22 protein-coding genes are annotated in these 23,378 nt (G+C 50.3%); all 22 read left to right on the top strand.

All coding sequences use genetic code 11. The features are described from left to right. Positions 1–19: 19 nt before the first annotated feature. The 22 genes from OIN60_RS12130 to nusA all read left to right on the top strand — a co-directional run bounded on the left by OIN60_RS12130 (position 20) and on the right by nusA (position 23,376). Positions 20–2,110: a chemotaxis protein CheA gene (locus tag OIN60_RS12130; protein WP_305755120.1), complete on the top strand. Its 2,091-nt coding sequence runs from the start codon at positions 20–22 to the stop codon at positions 2,108–2,110. Between the two features lie 43 nt (positions 2,111–2,153). Next, on the top strand, positions 2,154–2,615 hold the full coding sequence (locus OIN60_RS12125; RefSeq protein WP_305755119.1) for a chemotaxis protein CheW: 462 nt from the start codon (positions 2,154–2,156) through the stop codon (positions 2,613–2,615). A gap of 31 nt (positions 2,616–2,646) precedes the next feature. After that, positions 2,647–3,228, top strand: a complete 582-nt coding sequence (locus OIN60_RS12120) for a chemotaxis protein CheC (protein WP_305755537.1) — start codon at positions 2,647–2,649, stop codon at positions 3,226–3,228. 3 nt (positions 3,229–3,231) lie between these two features. Continuing rightward, the gene (locus OIN60_RS12115; RefSeq protein ID WP_305755118.1) at positions 3,232–3,729 is read left to right on the top strand and encodes a chemotaxis protein CheD; all 498 of its coding nucleotides are present in this window, start codon (positions 3,232–3,234) and stop codon (positions 3,727–3,729) included. A gap of 2 nt (positions 3,730–3,731) precedes the next feature. Further along, entirely contained in the window at positions 3,732–4,157 is a 426-nt protein-coding gene (locus OIN60_RS12110; protein ID WP_305755117.1) for a hypothetical protein, read from the top strand. 15 nt (positions 4,158–4,172) lie between these two features. Continuing rightward, entirely contained in the window at positions 4,173–4,961 is a 789-nt protein-coding gene (locus tag OIN60_RS12105; RefSeq protein ID WP_305755116.1) for a FliA/WhiG family RNA polymerase sigma factor, read from the top strand. A gap of 39 nt (positions 4,962–5,000) precedes the next feature. Next, positions 5,001–6,410: a FapA family protein gene (locus tag OIN60_RS12100; RefSeq protein ID WP_305755115.1), complete on the top strand. Its 1,410-nt coding sequence runs from the start codon at positions 5,001–5,003 to the stop codon at positions 6,408–6,410. A gap of 67 nt (positions 6,411–6,477) precedes the next feature. Further along, positions 6,478–6,801, top strand: coding sequence for a hypothetical protein (locus tag OIN60_RS12095; protein ID WP_305755114.1), 324 nt, complete (start codon positions 6,478–6,480; stop codon positions 6,799–6,801). Between the two features lie 37 nt (positions 6,802–6,838). Further along, positions 6,839–7,417 (top strand): hypothetical protein, encoded by a 579-nt coding sequence (locus OIN60_RS12090; protein WP_305755113.1) that lies wholly within the window; start codon positions 6,839–6,841, stop codon positions 7,415–7,417. Next, positions 7,410–8,015 (top strand): peptidase, encoded by a 606-nt coding sequence (locus tag OIN60_RS12085; RefSeq protein ID WP_305755112.1) that lies wholly within the window; start codon positions 7,410–7,412, stop codon positions 8,013–8,015. The genes OIN60_RS12090 and OIN60_RS12085 overlap by 8 nt, the downstream gene beginning before the upstream one ends. A 215-nt stretch (positions 8,016–8,230) precedes the next feature. Next, positions 8,231–8,929 (top strand): 30S ribosomal protein S2, encoded by a 699-nt coding sequence (rpsB, locus tag OIN60_RS12080; RefSeq protein WP_305755111.1) that lies wholly within the window; start codon positions 8,231–8,233, stop codon positions 8,927–8,929. 125 nt (positions 8,930–9,054) lie between these two features. Next, entirely contained in the window at positions 9,055–9,705 is a 651-nt protein-coding gene (tsf, locus tag OIN60_RS12075; RefSeq protein ID WP_305755110.1) for a translation elongation factor Ts, read from the top strand. 180 nt (positions 9,706–9,885) lie between these two features. Continuing rightward, on the top strand, positions 9,886–10,614 hold the full coding sequence (gene pyrH / locus OIN60_RS12070) for a UMP kinase (protein WP_305755109.1): 729 nt from the start codon (positions 9,886–9,888) through the stop codon (positions 10,612–10,614). Then, entirely contained in the window at positions 10,614–11,168 is a 555-nt protein-coding gene (frr, locus tag OIN60_RS12065) for a ribosome recycling factor (RefSeq protein WP_305755108.1), read from the top strand. Before pyrH ends, frr begins: the two co-directional genes overlap by 1 nt. 84 nt (positions 11,169–11,252) lie before the next feature. Then, positions 11,253–12,023, top strand: a complete 771-nt coding sequence (gene uppS, locus OIN60_RS12060) for an undecaprenyl pyrophosphate synthase (protein ID WP_305755107.1) — start codon at positions 11,253–11,255, stop codon at positions 12,021–12,023. A gap of 15 nt (positions 12,024–12,038) precedes the next feature. After that, positions 12,039–12,833: a phosphatidate cytidylyltransferase gene (locus OIN60_RS12055; protein ID WP_305755106.1), complete on the top strand. Its 795-nt coding sequence runs from the start codon at positions 12,039–12,041 to the stop codon at positions 12,831–12,833. Positions 12,834–12,890: 57 nt separating this feature from the next. Beyond that, the gene (locus OIN60_RS12050; RefSeq protein ID WP_305755105.1) at positions 12,891–14,030 is read left to right on the top strand and encodes a 1-deoxy-D-xylulose-5-phosphate reductoisomerase; all 1,140 of its coding nucleotides are present in this window, start codon (positions 12,891–12,893) and stop codon (positions 14,028–14,030) included. A 112-nt stretch (positions 14,031–14,142) separates the two neighbouring features. Further along, positions 14,143–15,414 (top strand): RIP metalloprotease RseP, encoded by a 1,272-nt coding sequence (gene rseP / locus OIN60_RS12045; RefSeq protein ID WP_305755104.1) that lies wholly within the window; start codon positions 14,143–14,145, stop codon positions 15,412–15,414. A gap of 52 nt (positions 15,415–15,466) precedes the next feature. Then, positions 15,467–16,915 carry a proline--tRNA ligase gene (gene proS / locus OIN60_RS12040; protein WP_305755103.1) on the top strand — a complete coding sequence of 483 codons (1,449 nt, stop codon included), beginning with the start codon at positions 15,467–15,469 and terminating at the stop codon, positions 16,913–16,915. Positions 16,916–17,043: 128 nt separating this feature from the next. Beyond that, positions 17,044–21,360: a PolC-type DNA polymerase III gene (locus OIN60_RS12035; protein WP_305755102.1), complete on the top strand. Its 4,317-nt coding sequence runs from the start codon at positions 17,044–17,046 to the stop codon at positions 21,358–21,360. A 335-nt stretch (positions 21,361–21,695) separates the two neighbouring features. Next, positions 21,696–22,157, top strand: coding sequence for a ribosome maturation factor RimP (gene rimP / locus OIN60_RS12030; protein WP_305755101.1), 462 nt, complete (start codon positions 21,696–21,698; stop codon positions 22,155–22,157). A 121-nt stretch (positions 22,158–22,278) separates the two neighbouring features. Then, positions 22,279–23,376, top strand: coding sequence for a transcription termination factor NusA (nusA, locus tag OIN60_RS12025; RefSeq protein ID WP_305755100.1), 1,098 nt, complete (start codon positions 22,279–22,281; stop codon positions 23,374–23,376). Positions 23,377–23,378 lie beyond the last annotated feature (2 nt).

Here is a 23,378-nt window from a genome sequence, read left to right as displayed (position 1 = left end):
ACGGAGGAGGTGTCTCACAATGGACATGAATCAGTATTTAACCATGTTTATTGATGAGTCGAATGATCATCTGCAGTCTCTTAACGAAAAAATGCTTCAGCTTGAAAGCAGTCCGACCGATCTTGGAATCGTGCAAGTGATTTTCCGTTCAGCTCATACCCTGAAAGGGATGGCTGCAACAATGGGCTTTGAAGATCTGGCTTCGCTTACGCATCAAATGGAAAATGTGCTCGACCTGGTACGCAACGAAAAGCTGGCGATGCAGGAGTTTATATTCGATACCTTTTTCAAAGGCCTGGATGCCCTGGAGTCCATGGTTCAGGATATCACGGCAGGCGGCGAAGGGAAAGCCGATGTCACCTCTATTGTTGCTGCGTTGCAGTCCATTGTAAACGGCGACTTCCAGTCCTCCACAGCCAAGCAGGAGACAGCCGCAGCTTCTTCTGCCGCCAGCGCGTTGGACAATGCGGGACTTACGCTGGATCAGTTCCAGTATTCCGTGCTGGAGCAGTCCATCTCGGAAGGGCATCGTGTGCTGTACGTTCAGGTGGCCATTAGCGAAGAGAGCCAGCTTAAGGCAGCGCGGGCGTTTATGGTTTTCAACGTTCTGGAAAATGCCGGAGAAATCGTGAAAGCTAATCCTTCAGTGCAGGATATCGAACAGGAAAAATTCGACCGCAGCTTCTCGTTGTATTTCATTACACAGAAAGAAACGGATGAGCTGCGAAAAGAAATTCTCGGCATTTCCGAGGTTGAGAATGCGGAGCTTACCGAGTTGGATGAAGAGTCACTGAAGCACATGAGCAATGAGAGCATAGAAGCCGCCCACGCCGCTTCTGCCGAGATTGCCGCAGCAGTTGCGGAAGTCGTTCACCCTTCCGTTGTGGAAGCGGGCAAGAGTGCGTCTCAAGCTGTCCCGCAGGCGGCCAAAGCTCCTGTGAAAAATGCGCCTCCTGCGCCAAACCGGACGATCCGCGTAGATATTGAGCGCCTTGATGTGCTGATGAATCTGTTCAGTGAGCTCCTGATCGACCGCGTGCGTCTGGAGCAGTTGGCCAGTGAAGTTGGGAATTCGGCCTTGACCGAGACGGTTGAGCATATGAGCCGGGTCAGCGCAGACCTGCAAAATATCGTGCTGAAGCTGCGGATGGTTCCGGTGGACACCGTGTTTAACCGTTTTCCGCGCATGGTACGTGACCTGGCCAAATCGCTGGATAAAAAGCTGGATTTGGTGATCACAGGTGCTGAAACGGAGCTGGACCGTACGGTGATCGACGAGATCGGCGACCCGCTCGTTCACCTGCTCCGCAACTCGGTTGATCATGGCATCGAATCGGTCGCTGACCGGATTGCTGCTGGCAAACCGGAAACAGGTACCGTGAATCTGCGTGCCTTTCACAGTGGCAATAACGTATTTATCGAGATCGAAGACGACGGTGCGGGCATCAATCGTGAGAAGGTACTGAGAAACGCCATTAACAAAGGGATTTTGACCCGGGAGAAGGCGGCGGCCATGACGGACGAGGAAGCGTACCAGATTCTGTTCGCTCCGGGCTTCAGCACTGCGGAGGTGATTTCGGATATTTCCGGAAGAGGTGTAGGGCTGGATGTGGTCAAGTCAAAGATCACTTCTCTGGGCGGCAATGTAACGATTTACTCAACTCCGGGCAAAGGAACCAACTTCTCTGTTCAACTGCCGCTCACGCTGTCGATTATCGCGGCCATGATGGTGCAAATCGGCTCGGAGAAATATGCGATTCCATTGTCTTCGATTGTTGAAACAGCTATCGTGAAGCGTGACAAAATCCGTACCGTTCACGGGAATAAAATGATTGCCTTCCGTGAAACCCACATCCCGCTGATTTCACTAAGTCAAATCTTTGAAATTCCGGATTTCAACGAGAATGAGGAAGAGGAAACCGAAGTCGTGGTCATTCGCAAGGGGGAAAAGCTGGCTGCTGTTTCTGTGCAGGACTTTTTGGGGCAGAGCGAAATTGTCATCAAAAATATGGGCAAATATCTTCCGGCCATTCCGGGTATTTCCGGAGCAACCATTCTGGGTGACGGGCAGGTTGCATTGATTATTGATCCTAACGTTTTCATTAAATAAGGATTTTTCTGAATCGTGAATCTCATAGGGGAGGGTTTTGGGCATGGCAGAAGAAATTAAAGTTATCGTTTTCAAATTGGGTGAAGAGGAATATGGAGTGGAAGTAGACAAGGTCCAGTCCATCGAGCGTATGGTTCCGATTACTCGTGTGCCGAAGACGTTCACGTTCGTAAAAGGCGTATTCAACCTGAGAGGGGTTGTGATCCCTGCCATTGATCTACGCGGTCGTTTCGGTCTGGAGGAGACGGAATACACGGATCAGACCCGGATTATCATCGTTTCTGTCAATGACATGCAGGTCGGCTTTATTGTAGACTCCGCAAACGACGTTATCGATTTGAGTTCCGATACGATTGAAACTCCGCCTGAGGTCGTAGGCGGCATTAAAGCGAAGTACCTTCGTGGTGTGGCCAAGATCAACGAAGAACGGCTGCTTATCATGCTGAATCTGTCCGAGGTGCTGAATAAAGGCGAGATCGTGCAGTTGGAAAGTATTGAGGAATAAGGCCGTGTTCAACAACCTGGAAGATTTCAAAATGGATGTGCTGAAGGAAGTTGGCAATATTGGTGCAGGCAACGCCGCCACCGCGCTGTCACGCCTTCTGAACAAACCTATCGACATGGGAGTGCCCAAGGTACAAGTGCTCCCGTTTGAGGCCATAGCTGACAAAGTAGGCGGACCCGAGCAGTTCGTCGTCGCCATCTTTTTTCGGGTCGATGGGGATGCGCCGGGCAACCTGTTCTTCATTCTGGCGCCGGAAGCGGCCAAAGGGCTGCTTCAACGGCTGGCGGGTATAGATTCGGAGGATGAGGGTGCCTTCACGGAGATGGAACAATCCGCTCTCTCGGAAATCGGCAACATTTTAGTAGGCTCCTATCTGTCTTCCCTTGCCGATTTCACCAGGCTGTCCATGTATCCAACCGTGCCGGGGCTGGCGATGGATATGGCTGGTGCGATCCTGAGCTACGGATTGTTGCAGTTTGGACAAATGGGAGACGACGCCCTTTTGATTGACACATCGTTTCTTGAAGGACAGAATCAAATTGAAGGACAATTTTTCCTCATTCCGGACCCGGAATCCTTCGAAAAAATTTTCGAGTCACTAGGAGTCCGTTAAGTTATGATAGAGGAGAAAAACATCATTAAAGTCGGCATGGCGGATTTGAATGTCGCTAACTCCCCGGATGCCATCCGAACTACCGGACTGGGGTCCTGTGTCGGATTGACCATGTATGATCCTCAGCTTAAGGTTGCCGGTATGGCCCATGTTATGCTCCCGTCTTCCGATATCGCGCGGGAAGGTCAAATTAACATTGCCAAATATGCAGACACTGCTTTGCCTGAGCTATTGAACAGAATGCTTCAGTTGGGAGCGGCGCGCAGCCGGATTGTTGCCAAAATGGCCGGCGGTGCGCAGATGTTTGCTTTTGCGGGTGGAGGAGACACCATGAGAATCGGTCCGCGTAATGTGGAATCATGCCGCGCGATGCTCGTGGGGCTGCGTATTCCCCTTATTGCTGAAGATACGGGTGGTAATGTGGGGCGTACTATTGAGCTGGATTGTCTTACTGGCGTTTTGAGTATTCGAAGCGTACAAAAAGGTGTAAAGGAACTATAGTCATGTTATTTGGAAGCTTGCGCATTAACTTGTGGTCCGGGGTCGTCGGTTTTACTCTGACATTCCTGCTGTCCCTTAACAGTAACTTGCTGACGACCAGCTTAATTCGCGGCTTAATCGCTTCTGCGGTTTGGTTTTTGTTTGCTTTTGCGGTCCGTTTTGTTCTGGGGATGCTGACTCAGCCGGAAAAGCCGGTATCCGCTGATCCGCGGGTGGACAGGCATGCCGGGCAGGGGGAGGGTCTGGGCTCACGTCTGGACCTGACGACGCCTGACGAAAGCGAGGAATTGAACGATCTGCTGAACCCGATGCCGGATTCGGAGCAATTGAAGTCAGCGGACTTTAAGCCGCTCGATCCACCCAAACTGGTCACGAGCAAAGACCCTGAAGAATTGGCGAAGGCAGTTCGTCACCTGACAGACAAATAAAGGAGGGTGAAGCCGATGAACGAGCGAAAAGCCGCTCATTTGAATTACTCTGAACTGTGGGAGCGCTGGAAAGAACATGGTGAACTGGAAGCGAAAAAACAGCTTATCGAAAAATATCTTTCCATAGTCGATTATGTCTCAGGCCGTCTCGCAGTTGGCTTGCCCAAGAATGTATCCAAGGATGATCTGGCCAGCAACGGTGTTATGGGACTGATTGACGCCATAGAAAAATTTGATTATGAGCGAGGGCTTCAGTTTGAGACATATGCTTCCTGGCGTGTGCGGGGAGCCATACTCGACGGACTGCGTCAAGGGGATTGGGTTCCCCGTTCTGTCAGGGAAAAGGCCAAAAAGATCGAGGATGCCTATCAAAAGCTGGAACAACAATATTTGCGGACAGTCAGCGATGAAGAAATGAGCAGTTACCTGCAAATATCGGAAAAAGAGTTTCAGAGTATGCTGCAGGAGGTCGCCGTCATGTCTATCTACTCATTAGAAGATCCGATCCGGGAAGAAGAAGCGGAGACAAGGCTTTCCCTTCTGGTTGATGAGAAAGCCAAAAATCCTGATCACACAGTGAATGAGTTCTATCTTCGGCAGGCGCTGGTCCAGGGCATCGAAAAGCTTACCGAGAAGGAGCGGACGGTTGTGTCTTTGCTGTATTACGAGGATTTATCCCTAAGTGAAATTGCGGAGGTTATGTCATTATCTCCTTCACGGATCTCCCAATTGCATTCCAAAGCCATCTTGCGTCTTAGAGCTACATTGGATAAGCAGCGGGATTTGCTGATGCAGAAGGATTAGGGGGCCTTTCATTACTTTATAAGGGAAAGGAGAATGGGGGTGGAGCAGGTGTACGCATTGGATCAGTTTTTGAGCTTGACCATTGCTCCGGATAAGAGTGCGGCCTATCTGGAATTTTCCAAGCATGAAGAGGGCTTTTATTGTTCGCTTCAGGATTTGGAGCAATATCTGGAGAAGCACCATATCTGTTATGGAATCAAACGTCAGACACTGCAGCAGTTGGCCGACCGTCCGGAAAGCTTTTTTCTCGTCAAAACCTTGATTGCGGAAGGAATAGTTCCGGTCAGCGGCAAGGATGGTTACATACGTATGGCGGAAATCATGAATAAATCTGATGAACACAGGCCACTTGAGACGCAGGACGGTAAAGTGGATTATAAGGAATTGACCCGTTTGAGCAATGTCCGCAAGGGCCAGCTTATAGCCGAGCGCATGGATCCCGAACCGGGAGTGCCGGGCACCGGAGTAACCGGGGAGGAAATTCCTTTCCGTGAAGGCCGGGAAGCTAGGTTCAAAGTGGGCAAAAATGTCGTTGTCCATCCGGAAGGTTCTGCTTTATATGCTGCAATCGACGGAATGGTTACGATGACGGATCAAGATAAAATCAATGTCTTTCCCGTCTATGAAATTAACGGTGACGTAGACTACAGCATCGGCAACATCAACTTTGTCGGAACGGTTGTCATCCGTGGAAATGTCCTTACCGGGTTTCGTGTCAAGGCTGACGGCGATATTCGGGTCGTCGGCGGAGTCGAAGGTGCGGAGCTGGAAGCTGCGGGCTCAATCGAAATCACCGAAGGTATTATCGGCTATCATAAAGGATTAGTTAAAGCAGGCTACAATGTCAAGTGCTCTTTTATTCAGGATGGCAACGTCACAGCGGGTGCGGATATTATAGTCTCGCAAAGCATTATGCACTCCAATCTGCGTGCCGGCAAACAAGTGCTGTGCAGCGGCGCTAAGGGACTCATCGTCGGCGGAAGCATTCAAGCCGGAGAGAAAGTGGAGGCCAGAACGATCGGTAATACGATGTCTACAGTGACCAGCATTGAGGTCGGCGTCCTGCCCGAGCTGCGCAACGAGTTGGCGGATCTGCGCAATCTGCTTAAAGAACAGACAGTAAGCCTGGACAAGACGTCCAAGGCGCTTAACATATTGGACCAGCTTGCGGCAGCGGGTCAATTAACGCCGGACAAAGTCACTATGCGTATGAAACTGAAGGCAACGAAGGTATCCACGGAGCAGGAAAAGAGCGAGAATCGGGAAAGAATGCTGGAAATCGAAAGGATGCTCGAAGATACCGACACGGCCAGAGTTGAAGTCAGAAACATGATTTACAGCGGTTCTAAAATAGTTATCGGCAGATACACGAAATATATTAAGGATCCGGTACAGCGAATGGTGTTTCATCACCACGATGGGGACATAGGAATGTCCACCTTGGTCTAAAACCTCTGATGTGATGCGGTTATCTGGGGCTGGCAAGCGCAGCCGCTGCTAAGAAAGGTGTGATCCTATGAGTTTGAAGGCCATTGAATTGCAAATTGCCGTCCCGCGGACGAGCGAGGCCGGAAAGGTTCAAAGCGAAAACCGGCACAGAATGGTGAATGACCAGGCTCTTCTTGGAGAACAAGCTGTGAAAGCGACTGAGACGATCAGGCAACGCAGCGAAGCGGTCGACGAGTCTGCTGATGCCGTCGTCCGCGACCAGAAAGGGCAATCGAACCATGAAGATGACCGGAACAAGCGGCGTGGTTCCGAGCCTACACAGGATAATCAACCTGCCGTACACCAGGCAGAGCATCCATTTAAAGGACATTATATTGATTTGTCGCTTTAACCCGGCGATAAATGGGACATGAAGGAGACGATGGTTTTTGGATCCATGGGTATATATCGTATTACTGGGTGCGGCAGCGTTGATGTACGGCTGGATGCTCCCTAAGCGTGGAAGCGGCAGAAGCACAGATGAAGCGCTGGTGAAAAACATGGAGGCTACGCTCGAACAGTATATGGCTGATATAGCAAGGGAAAACGACGAATTAATCGATCTGGTGGCGCAGATGAAACAGGAGCAGGCTGCCCGGCAGATTGCTGTACAGAAACAAATCGCCGAGCTTCGACAGCAGATGATCGAGCTGGAAAGACAGGATCTCAGCAGGCTGGACATTTCGCAGCAGGCTGCTAACCTCTTCAGTGAACAACCGAGCCAGGCCCATCCCCTCACTCTTGTTCAGGAAGCGGAGCAGTATACGTCGCTCCCCCCTCTTACGGATCACGTATCCGAGAAAGAAACAGTCGAGCCACCAGAGACGATCCGGGATCGCTACGGCGAGCTGTTTACACTGTACGGTCAAGGGAAATCACTGGACTCCATCGCCAAGCAAACAGGAATGCAGCGCGGCGAGGTGCAGTTGATCCTTCAATTGGCCGAGAGGGAGGGGCAGGATGATTAAGAACCGTGCATTTATGTTGGGAATGGGAATGGGACTAATTCTGGGCGCGCTGCTGCTTCAGTTAGCGATCATAGGCCAGGGCCAGACGGTTGCTTACGTTGCGTCCGATGAGCTTACACGTGAAGAGCTGGAAGCTGCCGCGGAACGTTTGGGGCTTCAGATCAGTGAACGTGACAAACCGTTAATGACCGAGGAAGAATGGCGTCAGAAGGCGATAGAGCAAGGAAATCAAGCCCCCGAAGAACCGGATACGCCGAAAAGCACGGATGCCGCCGCGGAACCGGAAGCACCTGAGCAGCCCCGCAACACAAGCCCTGAGACTGCTGCTCCGCAAGCCGGGGCGAGCACGGCGAAGACTCCGGAGCAGCCTGCCGCGCCCGCAGTTTCACTGATCCGTTACCAGATCGCTCCAGGAAGTAATTTGCGTGGCGTTGCCGAAGGTCTTCAGAAGGCGGGCGTGCTTGAGGATGCGGGCGCTTTTCAGAACGCGGCAACTGAGCAGAAAATAAACACTAAAATCCGTTCTGGGACTTACAGCTTCCGTGAAGGGGAGTCCTTTGATTCGATCATAACAAAAATCACAACTCCGCCGAAATGACCGCAAGCAAATAAGGCGGTATTTTTTTGAATTTATAAGTCGGAGAGAACTGAAAAATCAGGTTGCAGTGGTTTGTGTCTTATGGTATATTAAATAACGGTGTTAAAAACACACGCTGGTTAATTCCGTAAAGGGTGCTTCCGAATGGGAGTTTTTGCGGAAGATGATAGCAGCGGAGGAACACACAAAAAACCAAATTTAGGAGGTGTGTGAAGATGGCAGTAATCTCCATGAAGCAGCTTTTAGAAGCTGGGGTACACTTCGGTCACCAGACACGTCGTTGGAACCCGAAAATGGATCGTTATATCTTCACTGAAAGAAACGGTATTTACATCATTGACTTGCAAAAGACAGTGAAAAAAGTTGAGGAAGCTTACAACTTTGTGAAAAGCGTGGCTGCTGAGAACGGAACAATTCTGTTCGTAGGCACCAAAAAACAAGCGCAAGACTCTGTTAAAGAGGAAGCAACACGCGCTGGTCAATTTTACATCAATCAACGTTGGCTCGGTGGAACACTGACTAACTTCCAAACGATTCAAAAGCGTATTGATCGTCTGAAACAACTGGAAACTTGGGAAGAAGACGGTACATTTGAAGTTCTTCCTAAGAAAGAGGTTATCCTTCTCCGCAAAGAGAAAGATCGTCTCGAGAAATTCCTGGGCGGTATCAAGAACATGAAGGGTCTGCCAAGCGCATTGTTCATCATCGACCCTCGTAAAGAGCGTATCGCGGTTGCTGAAGCCCGCAAATTGGGTATCCCAATCGTAGGTATCGTTGATACGAACTGTGATCCGGATGAAATCGATTATGTTATCCCTGGTAACGACGATGCGATCCGCGCTGTTAAATTGCTGACTGGTAAAATGGCTGATGCCGTTATGGAAGCTAACCAAGGCGAAGAAACTACTGCTTAATACCGCTTTTGCGGACGTAATATATGAATTAAATGAAAAGGGTGGTTGGTAGGTGGATAACCTTTCACTGCCCTTTTTTTAAAGTGTACAATACTTAGAACAATCATATTTTGGAGGGAATTAAAATGGCAGTGAATGCTAGCGCAGTAAAAGAGCTTCGCGAAAAAACAGGCGCAGGGATGCTGGATTGCAAAAAAGCGCTTGAAGAAACGAGCGGTAATATCGAGAAAGCGATCGAATTTCTCCGTGAAAAAGGTTTAGCTGCTGCCGCTAATAAAGCAGGTCGCATCGCAACTGAAGGTGTTGTAGAATCTTACATCCATGCAGGCGGAAGAATCGGGGTCATCGTAGAAATCAACTGCGAGACCGACTTCGTTGCAAAAACAGATCAATTCAAAGATTTCGCTCGTGACATCGCAATGCACATCGCGGCTTCCAACCCTCGTTTCGTCCGTCGTGAAGAAGTTTCGCCTGAAGAGGTCGAAAAAGAGAAGGAAATTCTGAAAGCTCAAGCGCTGAACGAAGGTAAGCCAGAGAAAATCGTTGAAAAAATGGTTGAAGGACGCATCAGTAAGTTTTATGAAGAATTCTGCCTGATGGAACAAGCTTTCATCAAAGATCCGGACAAAACAATCGCAACGCTGGTGAACGAGAAAATCAGCACGATTGGCGAAAATATCTCCATCCGCCGTTTCGTACGTTACGAGCTGGGTGAAGGTCTGGAGAAAAAAGAAGATAACTTCTATGAAGAAGTTATGTCTCAGGTGAAACAATAATACCATTTGCACGGGTTGTATAGGCGTCAGAAGGAAAATGGAACACGCCAGTGTTCCTTTTCTTTCAGGTAAGGACGGTTTGTGCGCTCTTGTCCAGAAAAGCTACCTGCTTGAAGACAGGAGCTTTTCTTGCAAATGGGCATTAAAATAGATAGAAACTAAATAGTGGAGGGTGAGCATTTGGAACAGCCTGTATTTAAACGTGTCGTCTTGAAGGTGAGCGGTGAGTCGTTATCGGGTAATAACGGATATGGGATTGACGCTGATACGATCGCATCCATTGCCCAGCAGGTTAAGGACGTTGTGGATTTGGGCGTAGAGGTGGCTATCGTATGCGGCGGAGGCAATATCTGGCGTGGTATCGCGGGCAGTGCAAACGGCATTGATCGTGCCACTGCAGATTATATGGGGATGCTTGCAACCGTTATGAATTCACTTGCGCTGCAGGATTCACTGGAGCAAATCGGCGTGCCGACCCGTGTACAGACATCGATCGCCATGCAGCAGATCGCGGAACCGTACATACGCCGTAAGGCGATCCGCCATCTGGAGAAGGGACGTGTCGTTATCTTTGCTGCAGGCACCGGTAACCCGTTCTTTTCCACGGACACAACCGCGGCGCTGCGTGCAGCGGAGATTGAGGCTGAGGTCATCCTTATGGCTAAAAATAAAGTGGACGGTGTATACTCTGCAGATCCGTTCAAAGACAGCACTGCCGAGAAGTATGAGCAGCTTACATATATGGATGTGCTGAACAAAAATCTCGGAGTAATGGACTCGACAGCTTCATCGCTGTGTATGGATAACAACATTCCGCTTATTGTATTTGCAATTACGGAGCAAGGCAATATCAAACGTGTCGTGCTTGGCGAAAAAATTGGAACAATCGTTAAAGGGAGTGTAGATTAATGCCGCAATCCGTTAAGAAAAGCGCAGAAGAGCGTATGGAAAAAGCCATTCAGGCTTTGAAACGCGATCTTGCAACTTTGCGTGCCGGACGTGCTACACCAAGCCTTCTGGATCGCGTTCAGGTCGAATATTACGGTGCCATGACCCCGTTGAATCAGCTTGCCAATATTAATACACCGGATTCCCGCACACTAATGATCCAGCCTTGGGATAAATCCTCTCTGGCTGACATCGAGCGTGCCATTCAGAAATCGGATTTGGGATTGACCCCGTCCAATGACGGTACTTCGATCAGACTTGTGGTGCCGGCGCTGACGGAAGAACGCAGAACAGAGCTGGTGAAGATGACCAAGAAGTACGGTGAAGAAGCGAAGGTTGCGATTCGGAATATCCGCCGCGACGCTAACGACGATATCAAAAAACTTGAAAAAACCGATATTTCCGAGGACGAATCCCGCCGCCATCAGGATGATATCCAGAAAACGACGGACAAATTCATCGCGGAAGTAGACAAAGTGCTCGCTGCGAAAGAAAAAGAGATCATGGAAGTGTAAGAGACTAGCGGCCCCTCCATTGCGGTGGGGTTTGTCTCTTTTCAAGCCCATGGTTAATTTCCAGAGAATGTTGGGGGAAATGGTATGATAAAACGGGTTCGGTCTTGGTGGGGTGCAGAGCAAAATGATGAACAGCCCCCGGCCGTTTCAAAAGACAATATTCCACAGCATGTAGCCGTCATCATGGACGGGAATGGCCGTTGGGCAAAGCGGATTGGCATGCCGAGGGTGATAGGTCACCAGAATGGAATGAAGGCAGTCAAAAGAACAGCCATTGCCGCTGATGAGCTGGGGATCAAGTACCTGACCATGTACGCATTTTCCACGGAAAACTGGACCCGTCCAAAAGAAGAAGTGGACTTTCTGATGCGGCTGCCGGAAGAGTTTTTGGCTATCGAATTGGACGAGCTAATCGAGAAAAATGTACAGGTCCGCATTATGGGACATAAAGAGCATCTGCCTTCGCACACGCTGGCTGCTTTCGAGGAAGCTATCCGGCGTACCGAGCATAACACGGGGCTTATCCTGAATTTTGCGGTCAATTACGGGAGTCGGCTTGAGATTACCGAAGCCATGAAAAAGCTTGGCCGTGAAATTGAGGGCGGCACAATTAAAGCGGAGGATATTACGCCTGAGCTCATCGGAAAATCGTTGCTGTCGGAGGAAATGCCCGATCCGGACCTGTTGATTCGTACAAGCGGCGAATTGAGATTAAGCAATTTTATGCTCTGGCAGTTAGCCTATAGCGAGCTCTGGTTCACGGACATTTACTGGCCTGAATTCAACAAAGAGCATTTACACGAAGCAGTGGCCGAGTATCAACGCAGATCACGGAGATACGGCGGTCTGAAATAATGGAGGATGAGGCCGTTGAAACAGCGATTGATAACCGGTATAGTGGCAGGCATCCTGTTCCTGGGCATGGTCCTATGGGGTGGTTTGCCCTATCACCTGCTCATTCTTGCCATGGCATGGATCGGATTTTACGAATTTGTGCGTATGATCGGACTTTCATTAAGGAGCGGAAGCACATGGGTCGGTTATCTGGGCGTTACGATACTGGTTTTTCCGTATCAACCGCTGGGCATAGAACCCTTTTTACCGCTTGCTAATACGCTGTGGCTGCTGCTGGTCCTGTTTATGCTGATCACGGTGTTTACCAAAAACCAGATCACGATTCAGACGGCAGCACTTCTGTTTCTGGGTGCCGTTTATGTGGGTATCGGATTTTCTTATATCGCGGAGTCACGCCATTTGAACCATGGGGTATTCTGGACATTTTTGCTTCTGGCAGGGATTTGGTCCAGTGATGCGGGGGCCTACTTTGTGGGTAAGGCGTTCGGAAGAACAAAGCTGTGGCCTGCGATCAGTCCGAATAAAACAGTGGAGGGTGCCCTGGGAGGTGTCCTTATGGCCTCTGTAGTAGCTGTGGTCTTTGCTGTGTTTTCAGGAGGGCTGCTGTCTGCAGGGAACGCACTGATGATCGGCTTGTCTTGTGCGGTCGTCGGACAACTGGGTGACTTGGTCCAGTCTGCTTATAAACGGGTTTACGGAATTAAGGATTCGGGTAGTCTTCTGCCAGGACATGGTGGAATCCTTGACCGGTGTGATAGCTGGATCGTTGTTTTTCCGTTCGTACATATGCTGATGCTGCTTCCTGCCTGAAGAAAGCAATAGATGCTGCTGAAGACATTGTGCTGAATTTCTAAAGGAAGGTGCATCATGAAAAAGATTACCGTGCTTGGCTCAACGGGCTCAATCGGAACTCAGACACTGGACGTCGTTTCCATGCACCCTGATCTGTATCAGATAGAGGGCTTAACTGCAGGCGCCAATACGGCGCTGCTGCTTGAACAGGTGCACCGTCACCGGCCTAAGAAGGTGTCTGTGGCGACGAGAGAGCTTGCCGAACAGATCCGAGAGCTGCTCCCCCCCGGGACAGAGTTGTACTGGGGCAGTGAAGGACTTGTTGAAGTGGCGGCAGGTACCGAAGCAGATATGGTGGTGACAGCCGTAATGGGCAGCGTGGGGTTGCCTTCGACATTGGCCGCGATCGAAGCCGGCAAACACATTGGTCTGGCCAACAAGGAAACGCTGGTGACAGCCGGGCATATCGTGACCGAGAAGGCTAAGAAAAAGGGAGTTAGGTTGCTGCCAATCGACAGCGAGCATTCGGCTATTTTCCAGTGCTTGAACGGGGAACGTATGCGGGATGTCGCAGGAATTACACTGACAGCCTCCGGCGGCTCGTTTCGGGATTTGAGCAGAGAGCAGCTTAAGGGTGTTACCGTTGAGCAGGCTTTACAGCACCCGAATTGGTCGATGGGAGCGAAAATCACAATTGATTCGGCGACGATGGTGAATAAAGGGCTGGAAGTGATCGAGGCACACTGGCTGTTCGGATTATCTTATGATCAAATCCACGTGCTCTTGCATCCCGAAAGCATTATCCATTCCTTTGTGGAATTCAAGGATACGAGCATTATCGCCCAGTTGGGGAATCCGGATATGCGTGTCCCGATTCAGTACGCGCTGACTTATCCGGATCGCATGTCATCCCCGGCCAAGCCGCTGTCATTGGCGGCTGCTGGCAGCCTGCATTTCCGGGAAATGGATTACGAGCGGTTCCCATGTTTAAGACTTGCCTTTGAATGTGGTAAAATGGGGGGGACAGCGCCGGCCGCGTTCAACGCGGCGAATGAAGTGGCGGTAGCCCGGTTTTTAAAAGGAGAAATTTCTTTTTTGGCGATTGAGGACATTATCGCAAAAGTGCTTGATCGGCACCATAATACGATGAATCCGGATCTGTCGGCTATTGAAGCCTGTGATCGCGAGGTACGGGCGGCGGCCGCAGCGCTGTAAAACCTTCTTCTTTCCAATTAAGACCCACCTGTGTGATTCTCTTGTACGGGATCGGAGAATAATGATAAATTAGAAGGACATACTCGATCTCACGAAAGGGGAAAGGAAACGATTGGAAACGATTCAAATGGTTTTACTGACGGTACTCATGTTCTTCGTTCTTGTAACGGTGCATGAATGGGGGCATTACTATTTTGCCAAACGTGCCGGCATTCTGGTTAGAGAATTTGCGATCGGTTTCGGTCCGAAACTGTTCTCCTATAAAAGGAATGAAACCCAGTTCACTCTTCGTCTGCTGCCTTTCGGCGGATTTGCACGGATGGCGGGAGAAGACCCAGAGATGAACCAGATTGAAGCAGGGCAGACCATTGCGGTCCGCGAAACGGATGGCCTGGTGAAAAGCATCTATCTTGACCAACTCGACAATCGTAAAAATGTCATCCGAGGTGAAGTGCAGTCCATTGATTTGGAGAACGCACTTACACTCACGCTTGACGTGGATGGTGATTCCCAGCAGTTCAAGGTTCATCCGCAGGCGATGACCGTGAGCAAGGGTCAATCGGTTCAGATTGCTCCGCGGGATCGCCAATACGGGAGCAAGACAGTAGGGCAGAGAGCGATGGCTATTTTTGCCGGCCCGTTAATGAACTTCGTGCTTGCCTTTGTGCTGTTTGCTATTCATGTGCAGATGACCGGGATCCAGTTGGAAAATCCGACGAATGTGGTCGTAGGGGAAGTCACCAAAGGCATGCCTGCTGATAAGGCAGGAATCCGTGAAGGGGATATTATCGAATCCATTAACGGCGAGCCGGTTGGCGCTGACCGTGAAAAATTGATTAATGTGATTGCGGCGTCTATGGACCAGCCTATGAAGTGGGTGATCCGGCGCGGGGATGAGGCACTGAACCTGACGATCACGCCAATGGCGATGGAAGGGCAGGAAGGCGGCAAGGTTGGAATTATACCGACGCTGCCGACAAGGAATGCCGGATTTATCGAAACATTCCAGGTTGCGGGCAAGTCGATGGTGGATACGACCGTAGCTATTTTTGCCGGCTTCCGTCAACTGATTCAGAATTTCTCCATCGATGATCTGGGCGGACCGGTCCGTACGGCTGAGGTTACCGGACAGATTGCCAAACAGGGCATCGAACAGCTTACGTATTGGGCGGGGATATTGAGCCTGTATCTTGGCATCTTCAACCTGCTGCCGATTCCGGCGCTGGATGGAAGCCGTCTGATTTTCCTCGGGGTGGAGGCTGTACGGGGCAGACCTGTTGATCCGAGCAGGGAAGGAATGGTGCATTTCGTCGGTTTTGCCATGCTGTTCCTGCTGATGATTGCAGTCACCTATAACGATATATTGCGTTTGATTAACGGTTAATTTATGCCAGGGTCCGGTTGCGGCCGGACCCCCATGGGAGGACGGCCTTTTTATGTCAAAAGATAAACAATTCGTGTCCGAAATTACACCGCAGGGGGAGGATTTCTCCCGCTGGTATATTGATGTCATCAAAAAAGCAGAATTAATGGATTACTCTCCAGTACGGGGTTGCATCGTTTTCCGCCCTGACGGTTTCGAAATTTGGGAGCATATTAAGGATGCAATGGATGTCCGTTTCAGAGAGACAGGACACCGGAACGCATACTTCCCGATGTTCATCCCGGAGAGCTTCTTCCAGAAAGAAAAAGAGCATGTGGAAGGCTTTAATCCGGAGCTGCCGTGGGTGACGGAAGCAGGGGGAGAAAAGCTGGAGGAGCGTCTGGCGATCCGCCCTACCTCTGAGACGATGATCGGACATATGTATTCTAAATGGATTCAATCCTACCGTGATCTGCCTGTGCTCATTAACCAATGGGCGAACGTGGTCAGATGGGAGAAGCGTACGCTTCCTTTCCTGCGCACAAGCGAGTTTTTATGGCAGGAGGGCCATACCGCGCATGAGACGGAAGAAGAGGCACGTGAGGAAACGATGAAAATGCTGGAGGTATACCGCGAAGTCATCCAGGATGTGTTAGCCATTCCGGTTGTTGTTGGCGAGAAAACTCCTTCTGAGCGTTTTGCCGGTGCCGTGAATACGTACTCGCTGGAAGCGATGATGCGTGACGGCCGTGCGGTGCAGGCGGGAACGTCCCACTATCTTGGCACGAAATTCTCGGTTGCGTTTGATATCAAATATTTGAGCCGTGACAATGCGCTTGAGTATGTGCATACAACTTCGTGGGGAACAAGCACACGCTTGATTGGCGCGCTCATCATGGTGCACGGGGATGACCGTGGGCTGGCGTTGCCGCCGAAGGTTGCCCCTACCCAGGTCATCATGATTCCAATTGGACCGCCGAAAACACGTGATGTGGTGCTTGCCCGCACGGATGAGCTTTATGCTGAATTGAAAAAAGCCGGTGTACGCGTGAAGGTCGATGACCGTTCCGACGTCAGCCCAGGCTGGAAATTCAACGAATATGAAATGCGTGGCGTGCCTGTTCGGCTGGAGCTTGGGCCTCGTGATATGGAAAACGGAGTTTGCGTGCTCGTATCCCGCATCAGCGGCGAGAAGAAAGTGGTACAGCAGTCCGATCTGGTTGAGGAGATCAACGCAATGCTGGCTCAGGTTCAGCAGGAGATGTATGAGCGTGCCAAGTCCTTTATGCAGGATAATTTCTACTCTGTAGATACGTTGGATGAAATGAAAGCTCTGATGGAGGAGAAGCGCGGCTTTACGATTGCAGGCTGGTGTGGCTCTACGGAATGTGAAGACAAGGTGAAAGAGGTTACCGGCGCAACAAGCCGGAACATTCCTTTCAAGCCGTCCGAAGAGAAGAGTATCTGTCTGTGCTGCGGACAGCCTGCCAAGCATACTGTGGTATTCGCACGTGCTTATTAATAGAGCAACATAACAGAAAGCTGTTACAAAACGAGCTTCTGATCGCAGAAAATGTCGGTGTGTCTCTTGCCATCGATGGCATTTGCGGACCAGGAGCTCTTTATGTTTTTGGGGAAGGTGGGAGAACCATGAGCGGTACTGACGACAAGAGAAAGAGACTGGAATTGCTGATGAAGCAGGCCAACTTAGCCCCCGGCCTAGTAGATCCTTACTTTCTGGATGGATGGATTGAAAGGGTAGAGATCAGCCGCAGCAATAAAGAATGGCATATTATCATCGCTAAAGAAACACTGGTTCCTGCTCAGGCGTACCGGACGTTTTGCCTGCAGGTGCAGGAAAAAATGAACCATATCGCCAAAATTACCTTTGGCTTTCAATATAGTGAGACTGTGAACCAGGCTAATATAGTCGATGAATATTGGAAAATGTTCCTTGAATGGGTTCAACGTGAAATTCCTTCGGTCAACGGCTGGATGACCAGAGCTGCCCACGACTGGGATAACGGTCTGCTTCTTCTGACGATGAGTGACGCGATGTCGCTGGAGCTGGCCCGCAAAAAGCAGATTGATCAGGCGATCACCCGTTTTTACGAGCGATATTTTCACCTTGCGCTCAGGGTCAAAATGCAGGTCGGAGAGAGCAATCAGGAAGCGCTTGAGCAGTTCCAGCAGAAGAAGATGGAAGAAGAGCGCGAGGTCATTCAGAAGATGATGGAAAGCATGGAAGCCGAGATGCCACTTGGGGATGAAGAGGAAGGGGATGTACGGCTCCAGTTCGGATATGAAATTAAAGAGCAGCCTGTTCCGATTCAGGAGATTCAGGACGAGGAGAAGAAGGTCACGCTGCAAGGGACGATTTTTGGCCTGGACAGCAAGGAGCTGCGCAACGGAAGCACCCTGTTCACTTTTTATCTGACAGATTTCACGGATTCACTGCAGATGAAAATGTTTGCCAAGACCAAGGAAGATTTGAAGGTTCTCAGCCTGCTTGCTAATGGCAAATGGGTAAGGGTTCGTGGGCGAGTGGAATACGACCGCTTCATGCAGATTCCAGAGTTGGCCATGATTCCTTCCGATTTGGTAGAGGTACAGGCTCCGCCAACACGTAAAGATAATGCGGCCGAGAAACGGGTGGAATTCCATCTGCATACGAAAATGAGCGCGATGGATGCGGTGACAGCCATTGACGCATATATTAAAACAGCGGCTAAATGGGGGCATAAAGCGATCGCCGTAACGGATCATGGCGGCGTGCAGTGTTATCCCGAAGCGGCCAAAGCAGCCAAAAAGAACGGCATTAAAATGATTTACGGGGTGGAAGCCAACGTAGTCAACGATGCCGTAGCGGTTGTCCTGCAGGCTCAGCCGCTTGATCTCAAAACGGCTACCTATGTCGTATTTGATATTGAGACGACAGGCCTTTCGATTACACAGAACAAAATTATAGAAATAGCGGCCGTGAAAATGCAGGAGGGCAAGGAAATTGACCGGTATGCCACCTTCGTCAACCCGCATGAGCGGATTCCTTATAATATTCAGCAGCTCACGAACATCACGGATGAGATGGTTAAGGATGCGCCGGATGTTGAGCCTGTCATGAAGGAATTTGTGGCGTTTGTAGGAGACACAGTGCTCGTCGCCCACAATGCACGCTTCGATATCGGATTCATTCAAGCGACCTTGAAAAATATGGGGCTGCCTGAGCTGAAGAACCCGGTTCTGGATACTCTGGAATTGGCGCGACTGCTGTTTCCTACGATGAAAAACCACAGACTGAATACGCTGACTGACAAATACAAGGTCGCACTGGAAAGCCATCACCGCGCGATTGATGATACGCTTGCGCTCGGAGGTGTGTTGAACGGCCTGTTGGCCGACGCCGCACAACTTAAAGGCATGACCCGGCTGGATCAGCTTAACGATTATGTAGGCAAGGATTTATCCACAGCCCGGCCGTTCCACTGCTGCATTTATGCGCTGAACCCGGTCGGCAAGAAGAACCTGTATAAGCTTGTCTCTTTGTCACACACGGAATATTTTAAAAGGGTGCCCTGTATCCCAAAATCGAAATTGGCCGAAATGCGGGAAGGTCTGCTGATCATATCCGGCTGTGAAAAAGGCGAGTTTTTCGAAACGGTGCTGAATAAAACGGTGGAAGAGGCCGAAGAGGTAGCACAATTCTACGATGTGCTGGAAATCCAGCCGCTTACGATGTATATGCATCTCGTAGAAAAGCAAATCGTCAGCGACCCGGATGCGCTTAAAACGGCCATCCGCAAAATTTGCGATATCGGACAAAAGCTTGGCAAGCCCGTGATCGCCACAGGCAACGTTCATTATCTGGAGACGAGGGACAAGCTTTACCGCGATATCACGATTCACGGCATTACCGGCTTCAGCCCACTTAAAGGCATACGTAAGCCTGACGCTCATTTACGTACTACCGATGAAATGCTGGCTGAATTTGAATTTCTGAGTGAAGAGAAGGCCTTTGAAGTGGTTGTTACCAATACAAATGAGCTGGCGGACCGGTTCGAAGAGCTGGAGCTTTTCCCGGACAAGCTGTTTACTCCAATCCTTGACGGGGCGGATGAAGAAATCCGGAACACCTGCTACGAGACGGCCAAATCCATCTACGGGGATGATCTGCCCGAGGTCGTGGTCGCTCGTTTGGAAAAGGAATTGGAACCGATTATAAAATACGGTTTTTCGGCCAACTATCTCATTTCCGAGCGTCTTGTTAAGAAATCGAACCAGGACGGATACCTTGTCGGTTCACGGGGTTCGGTAGGCTCATCGGTTGTCGCGACGTTCCTTGGCATCTCCGAGGTTAACCCGCTGCCCGCTCATTACATTTGTCTCAATGCGGAATGCAAGCATAGCGAATGGTTCCTGGATGGCAGCGTACCGAGCGGATTTGATCTTCCGGACAAAGACTGCCCACACTGTGGCGGCAAGCTTAAAGGAGAAGGGCAGGATATTCCGTTTGAGACGTTCCTTGGTTTCAAGGGCGACAAGGTTCCCGATATCGACTTGAACTTCTCGGGCGAGTATCAGCCACACGCCCATAACTATACGAAGGTACTGTTCGGGGAGAAAGCGGTATTCCGGGCCGGCACGATCGGCACGGTGGCCGAGAAAACGGCTTTCGGCTTTGCCAAGAAATATGAAGAAGAGCATAATCAAAAATGGCGTGGCGCAGAACTGAACCGGCTGGCGGCCGGCTGTACCGGCGTCAAGCGCAGCACGGGTCAGCACCCGGGCGGGATAGTCGTCGTGCCGGATTACATCGAAGTGGAAGATATCACGCCGGTACAATTCCCGGCGGACGATACCTCTGCAGAATGGAAGACCACCCATTTTGACTACCATGCCTTTGACGCCAACCTGCTCAAGCTTGATATTCTGGGGCACGATGACCCGACGATGATGCGAATGCTGCAGGACCTGACGGGGGTGGACCCGACTACGATTCCGATGAATGACCCCAAGGTCATGAGCATGTTCAACTCGACGGAAGCACTTAGTGTTAGGCCGGAGCAGATCCGGACGCCGGTAGCCACCTATGGTATTCCGGAAATGGGCACTAAATTCGTGCGCCAGATGCTGGTCGAATCACAGCCGACCTCCTTTGCGGATTTGCTGCAAATTTCCGGATTGTCGCACGGTACAGGGGTATGGCTCGGCAATGCGCAGGACCTGATTAAAAACGGAACATGCAACATCAAAACCGTAATTGGCTGTCGTGACGATATCATGCTGTTCCTCATTTACAAGGCTGGCATGGATGCCAGTCTTGCCTTTAAAATTACGGAAAACGTGCGTAAAGGGAAAGGCTTGACGCCAGAGTGGATTGAGGAGATGAAGAGATGCAAGGTGCCGCAATGGTACATTGACTCCTGTCTCAAAATCCAGTACATGTTCCCGAAGGCGCATGCGGCGGCCTACGTTATTTCCGCCGTCCGTACCGCCTACTTCAAGCTGTATTATCCAATAGAATTTTATGCGACCTATTTCTCTGTCCGCGCAGCCGACTTTGATATCGAATTATGCTGTCAGGGCTATGAAGCGATCGGCCGTAAAATTGTTGAAATCGAGCAGCTCGGGTTTCAGGCTCCGCCGAAGGAGAAAAACATGCTGCCGATTCTGGAGATGGCGCTGGAAATGACCGCACGCGGCTTTACCTTTAAACCGATTGATCTTTACCGCTCGGAAGCGACACGTTTTAAGGTCGACGGGGATTCGCTGATTCCACCGTTCGGCGCGCTGGCGGGAATTGGCGAGAACGCCGCCCGCAATATTGCCGCCGCCCGCGAGCAGGGTGAATTTTTGTCCATTGAGGACTTTCAGCAAAAGTCTAAGGCAAGTAAAACAATTGTAGAAATGCTGTCTCAAATGGGATGCTTCCGCGGACTGCCGGAAAGCAATCAGCTTTCTCTGTTCTAGGTTTACGTTTTCTCCCAGTGACAGTCAAGCTCCGGCACTTGTCACTTACATCTGGTTATGTTATAATTTTTTTGGTAATCATGGAGATAAAACCGTTGCTAAAGAGTGGGGAAACCCACTCTTTAATCTTTGCTATGGTGGTTTTATATATTTTGAAAGCTGCCTTGAACAGCAACCCTTCATTTTTCTGTCGGTTGCTTTCTGGATTCAATTATAAATGCCGTGACGGCAGCATATCTGGACATCTGCATTGTCCAGCAGCACACTTTTGCGCATGCCCTGGGCTGCGCAGGAAAAACAGGTGCAGGAAACGATACTCTTGGAGGTTATAATCTTTGAGCACACCAAAGATCAAATCCATCGTGGAAGAAATGGTCCAACCCTACTTTATTGAGCATGGCTTCGAGCTGGTCGACGTTGAATATGTCAAGGAAGGAAGCAACTGGTTTTTGCGCGTCTTCGTTGACAAGGATGGCGGAATCGATCTGGACGATTGCGGTATGATCAGTGAATTTCTCAGCCAGAAGCTGGATGAGAAGGATCCGGTCTCGGATGCTTATTTTCTGGAAGTGTCATCTCCCGGCGCGGAACGTCCGCTGAAGAAGGCGGAGGATGTGGCCAAAGCGGTAGGTAAGAACGTATTCATCACTACATACGAGCCTATCAATGGCCTCAAGGAATTTGAGGGCAGATTGCTTTCATTTGAAAATGACGAGCTTACTGTACAAACCAGCAAAAAAGAGCATGTCATTCCGTACGCCAAAGTAGCGGGAGCGCGGCTGGCGATCATATTTTAATGCTTAACTACAACTAATGACTATTTGTCTCGTGTGAAACGGCCGGTTTCTTTGCTTGCAGCAAGGAAATCAAGCCGTTTCTGCGCAAGACGCCATGATTTGAAAGGGGGAGAAAGAATCCATGAGTATGGATTTTATTGAAGCAATGAATGAGCTGGAGAGGGAAAAAGGCATCAGCAAAGATGTGCTGTTTGAAGCGATTGAAGCCGCCCTCATTTCCAGCTATAAGCGCAATTTCAACACCGCCCAGAACGTTCGTGTTGATATGAACCGCAATACTGGGGTTATCAAAGTGTTTGCCCGCAAGCTGATCGTTGACGAGGTGCTGGATCCGCGCACCGAAATTTCCCTGCCAGCCTCTCGTGAGATCAATCCGCATTTCCAGATTGACGACATTGCGGAGATTGAGGTGACACCGCGTGATTTCGGGCGTATTGCCGCCCAGACGGCTAAGCAGGTTGTTACCCAGCGTATACGCGAGGCGGAGCGCGGGCTGATTTATAACGCTTTTGTCGATAAAGAGGAGGATATCGTCACAGGCACCGTGCAGCGGCAGGATCAGCGTAACATTTACGTGGATCTTGGTAAGATCGAGGCTGCGCTCCCGCTCAGCGAACTGATGCCGAACGAGAAATTCAACCATCTGGACCGTATCAAGGCTTATATTACAAAAGTCGAGAATACGACAAAGGGACCGCAAATTTTGTTGTCCCGCACCCATCCCGGCCTGCTCAAGCGTCTGTTCGAGCTGGAGGTTCCTGAAATTTTTGATGGGGTCGTTGAGATCCGTTCCGTGGCCCGTGAAGCCGGTTTCCGTTCCAAAATCGCCGTACATTCGCGCAACGAAGAAGTCGATCCGGTCGGCTCCTGCGTAGGCCCGCGAGGCACACGGGTGCAGACGATCGTCAATGAGCTGCGCGGTGAGAAAATCGACATCGTCCGTTACTCTGACAATGTTGACGAATATGTAGCCAATGCGCTGAGTCCTTCCAAGGTGCTTGAGGTACAGGTGTTTGAAGAAGAGAAGATGGCACGTGTCATCGTCCCTGATTACCAGCTTTCCCTCGCCATTGGCATCAAGGGGCAGAATGCGCGTCTTGCTGCCAAGCTGACAGGCTGGAAAATCGATATCAAGAGCGAAACCCAGGCGGAAGAAGAACTTGGCAGACCTCGCACACATGACGGGGAGATGCATCAGGATTCCGTTTCTGTCGATTAAAC

Source organism: Paenibacillus zeirhizosphaerae (assembly GCF_030705605.1).
In the GTDB taxonomy this organism is placed as follows: domain Bacteria; phylum Bacillota; class Bacilli; order Paenibacillales; family Paenibacillaceae; genus Paenibacillus; species Paenibacillus zeirhizosphaerae.
The sequence above is the reverse complement of the archived record's forward strand: the minus strand, read 5'-3'. Positions and strand labels throughout refer to the sequence as shown.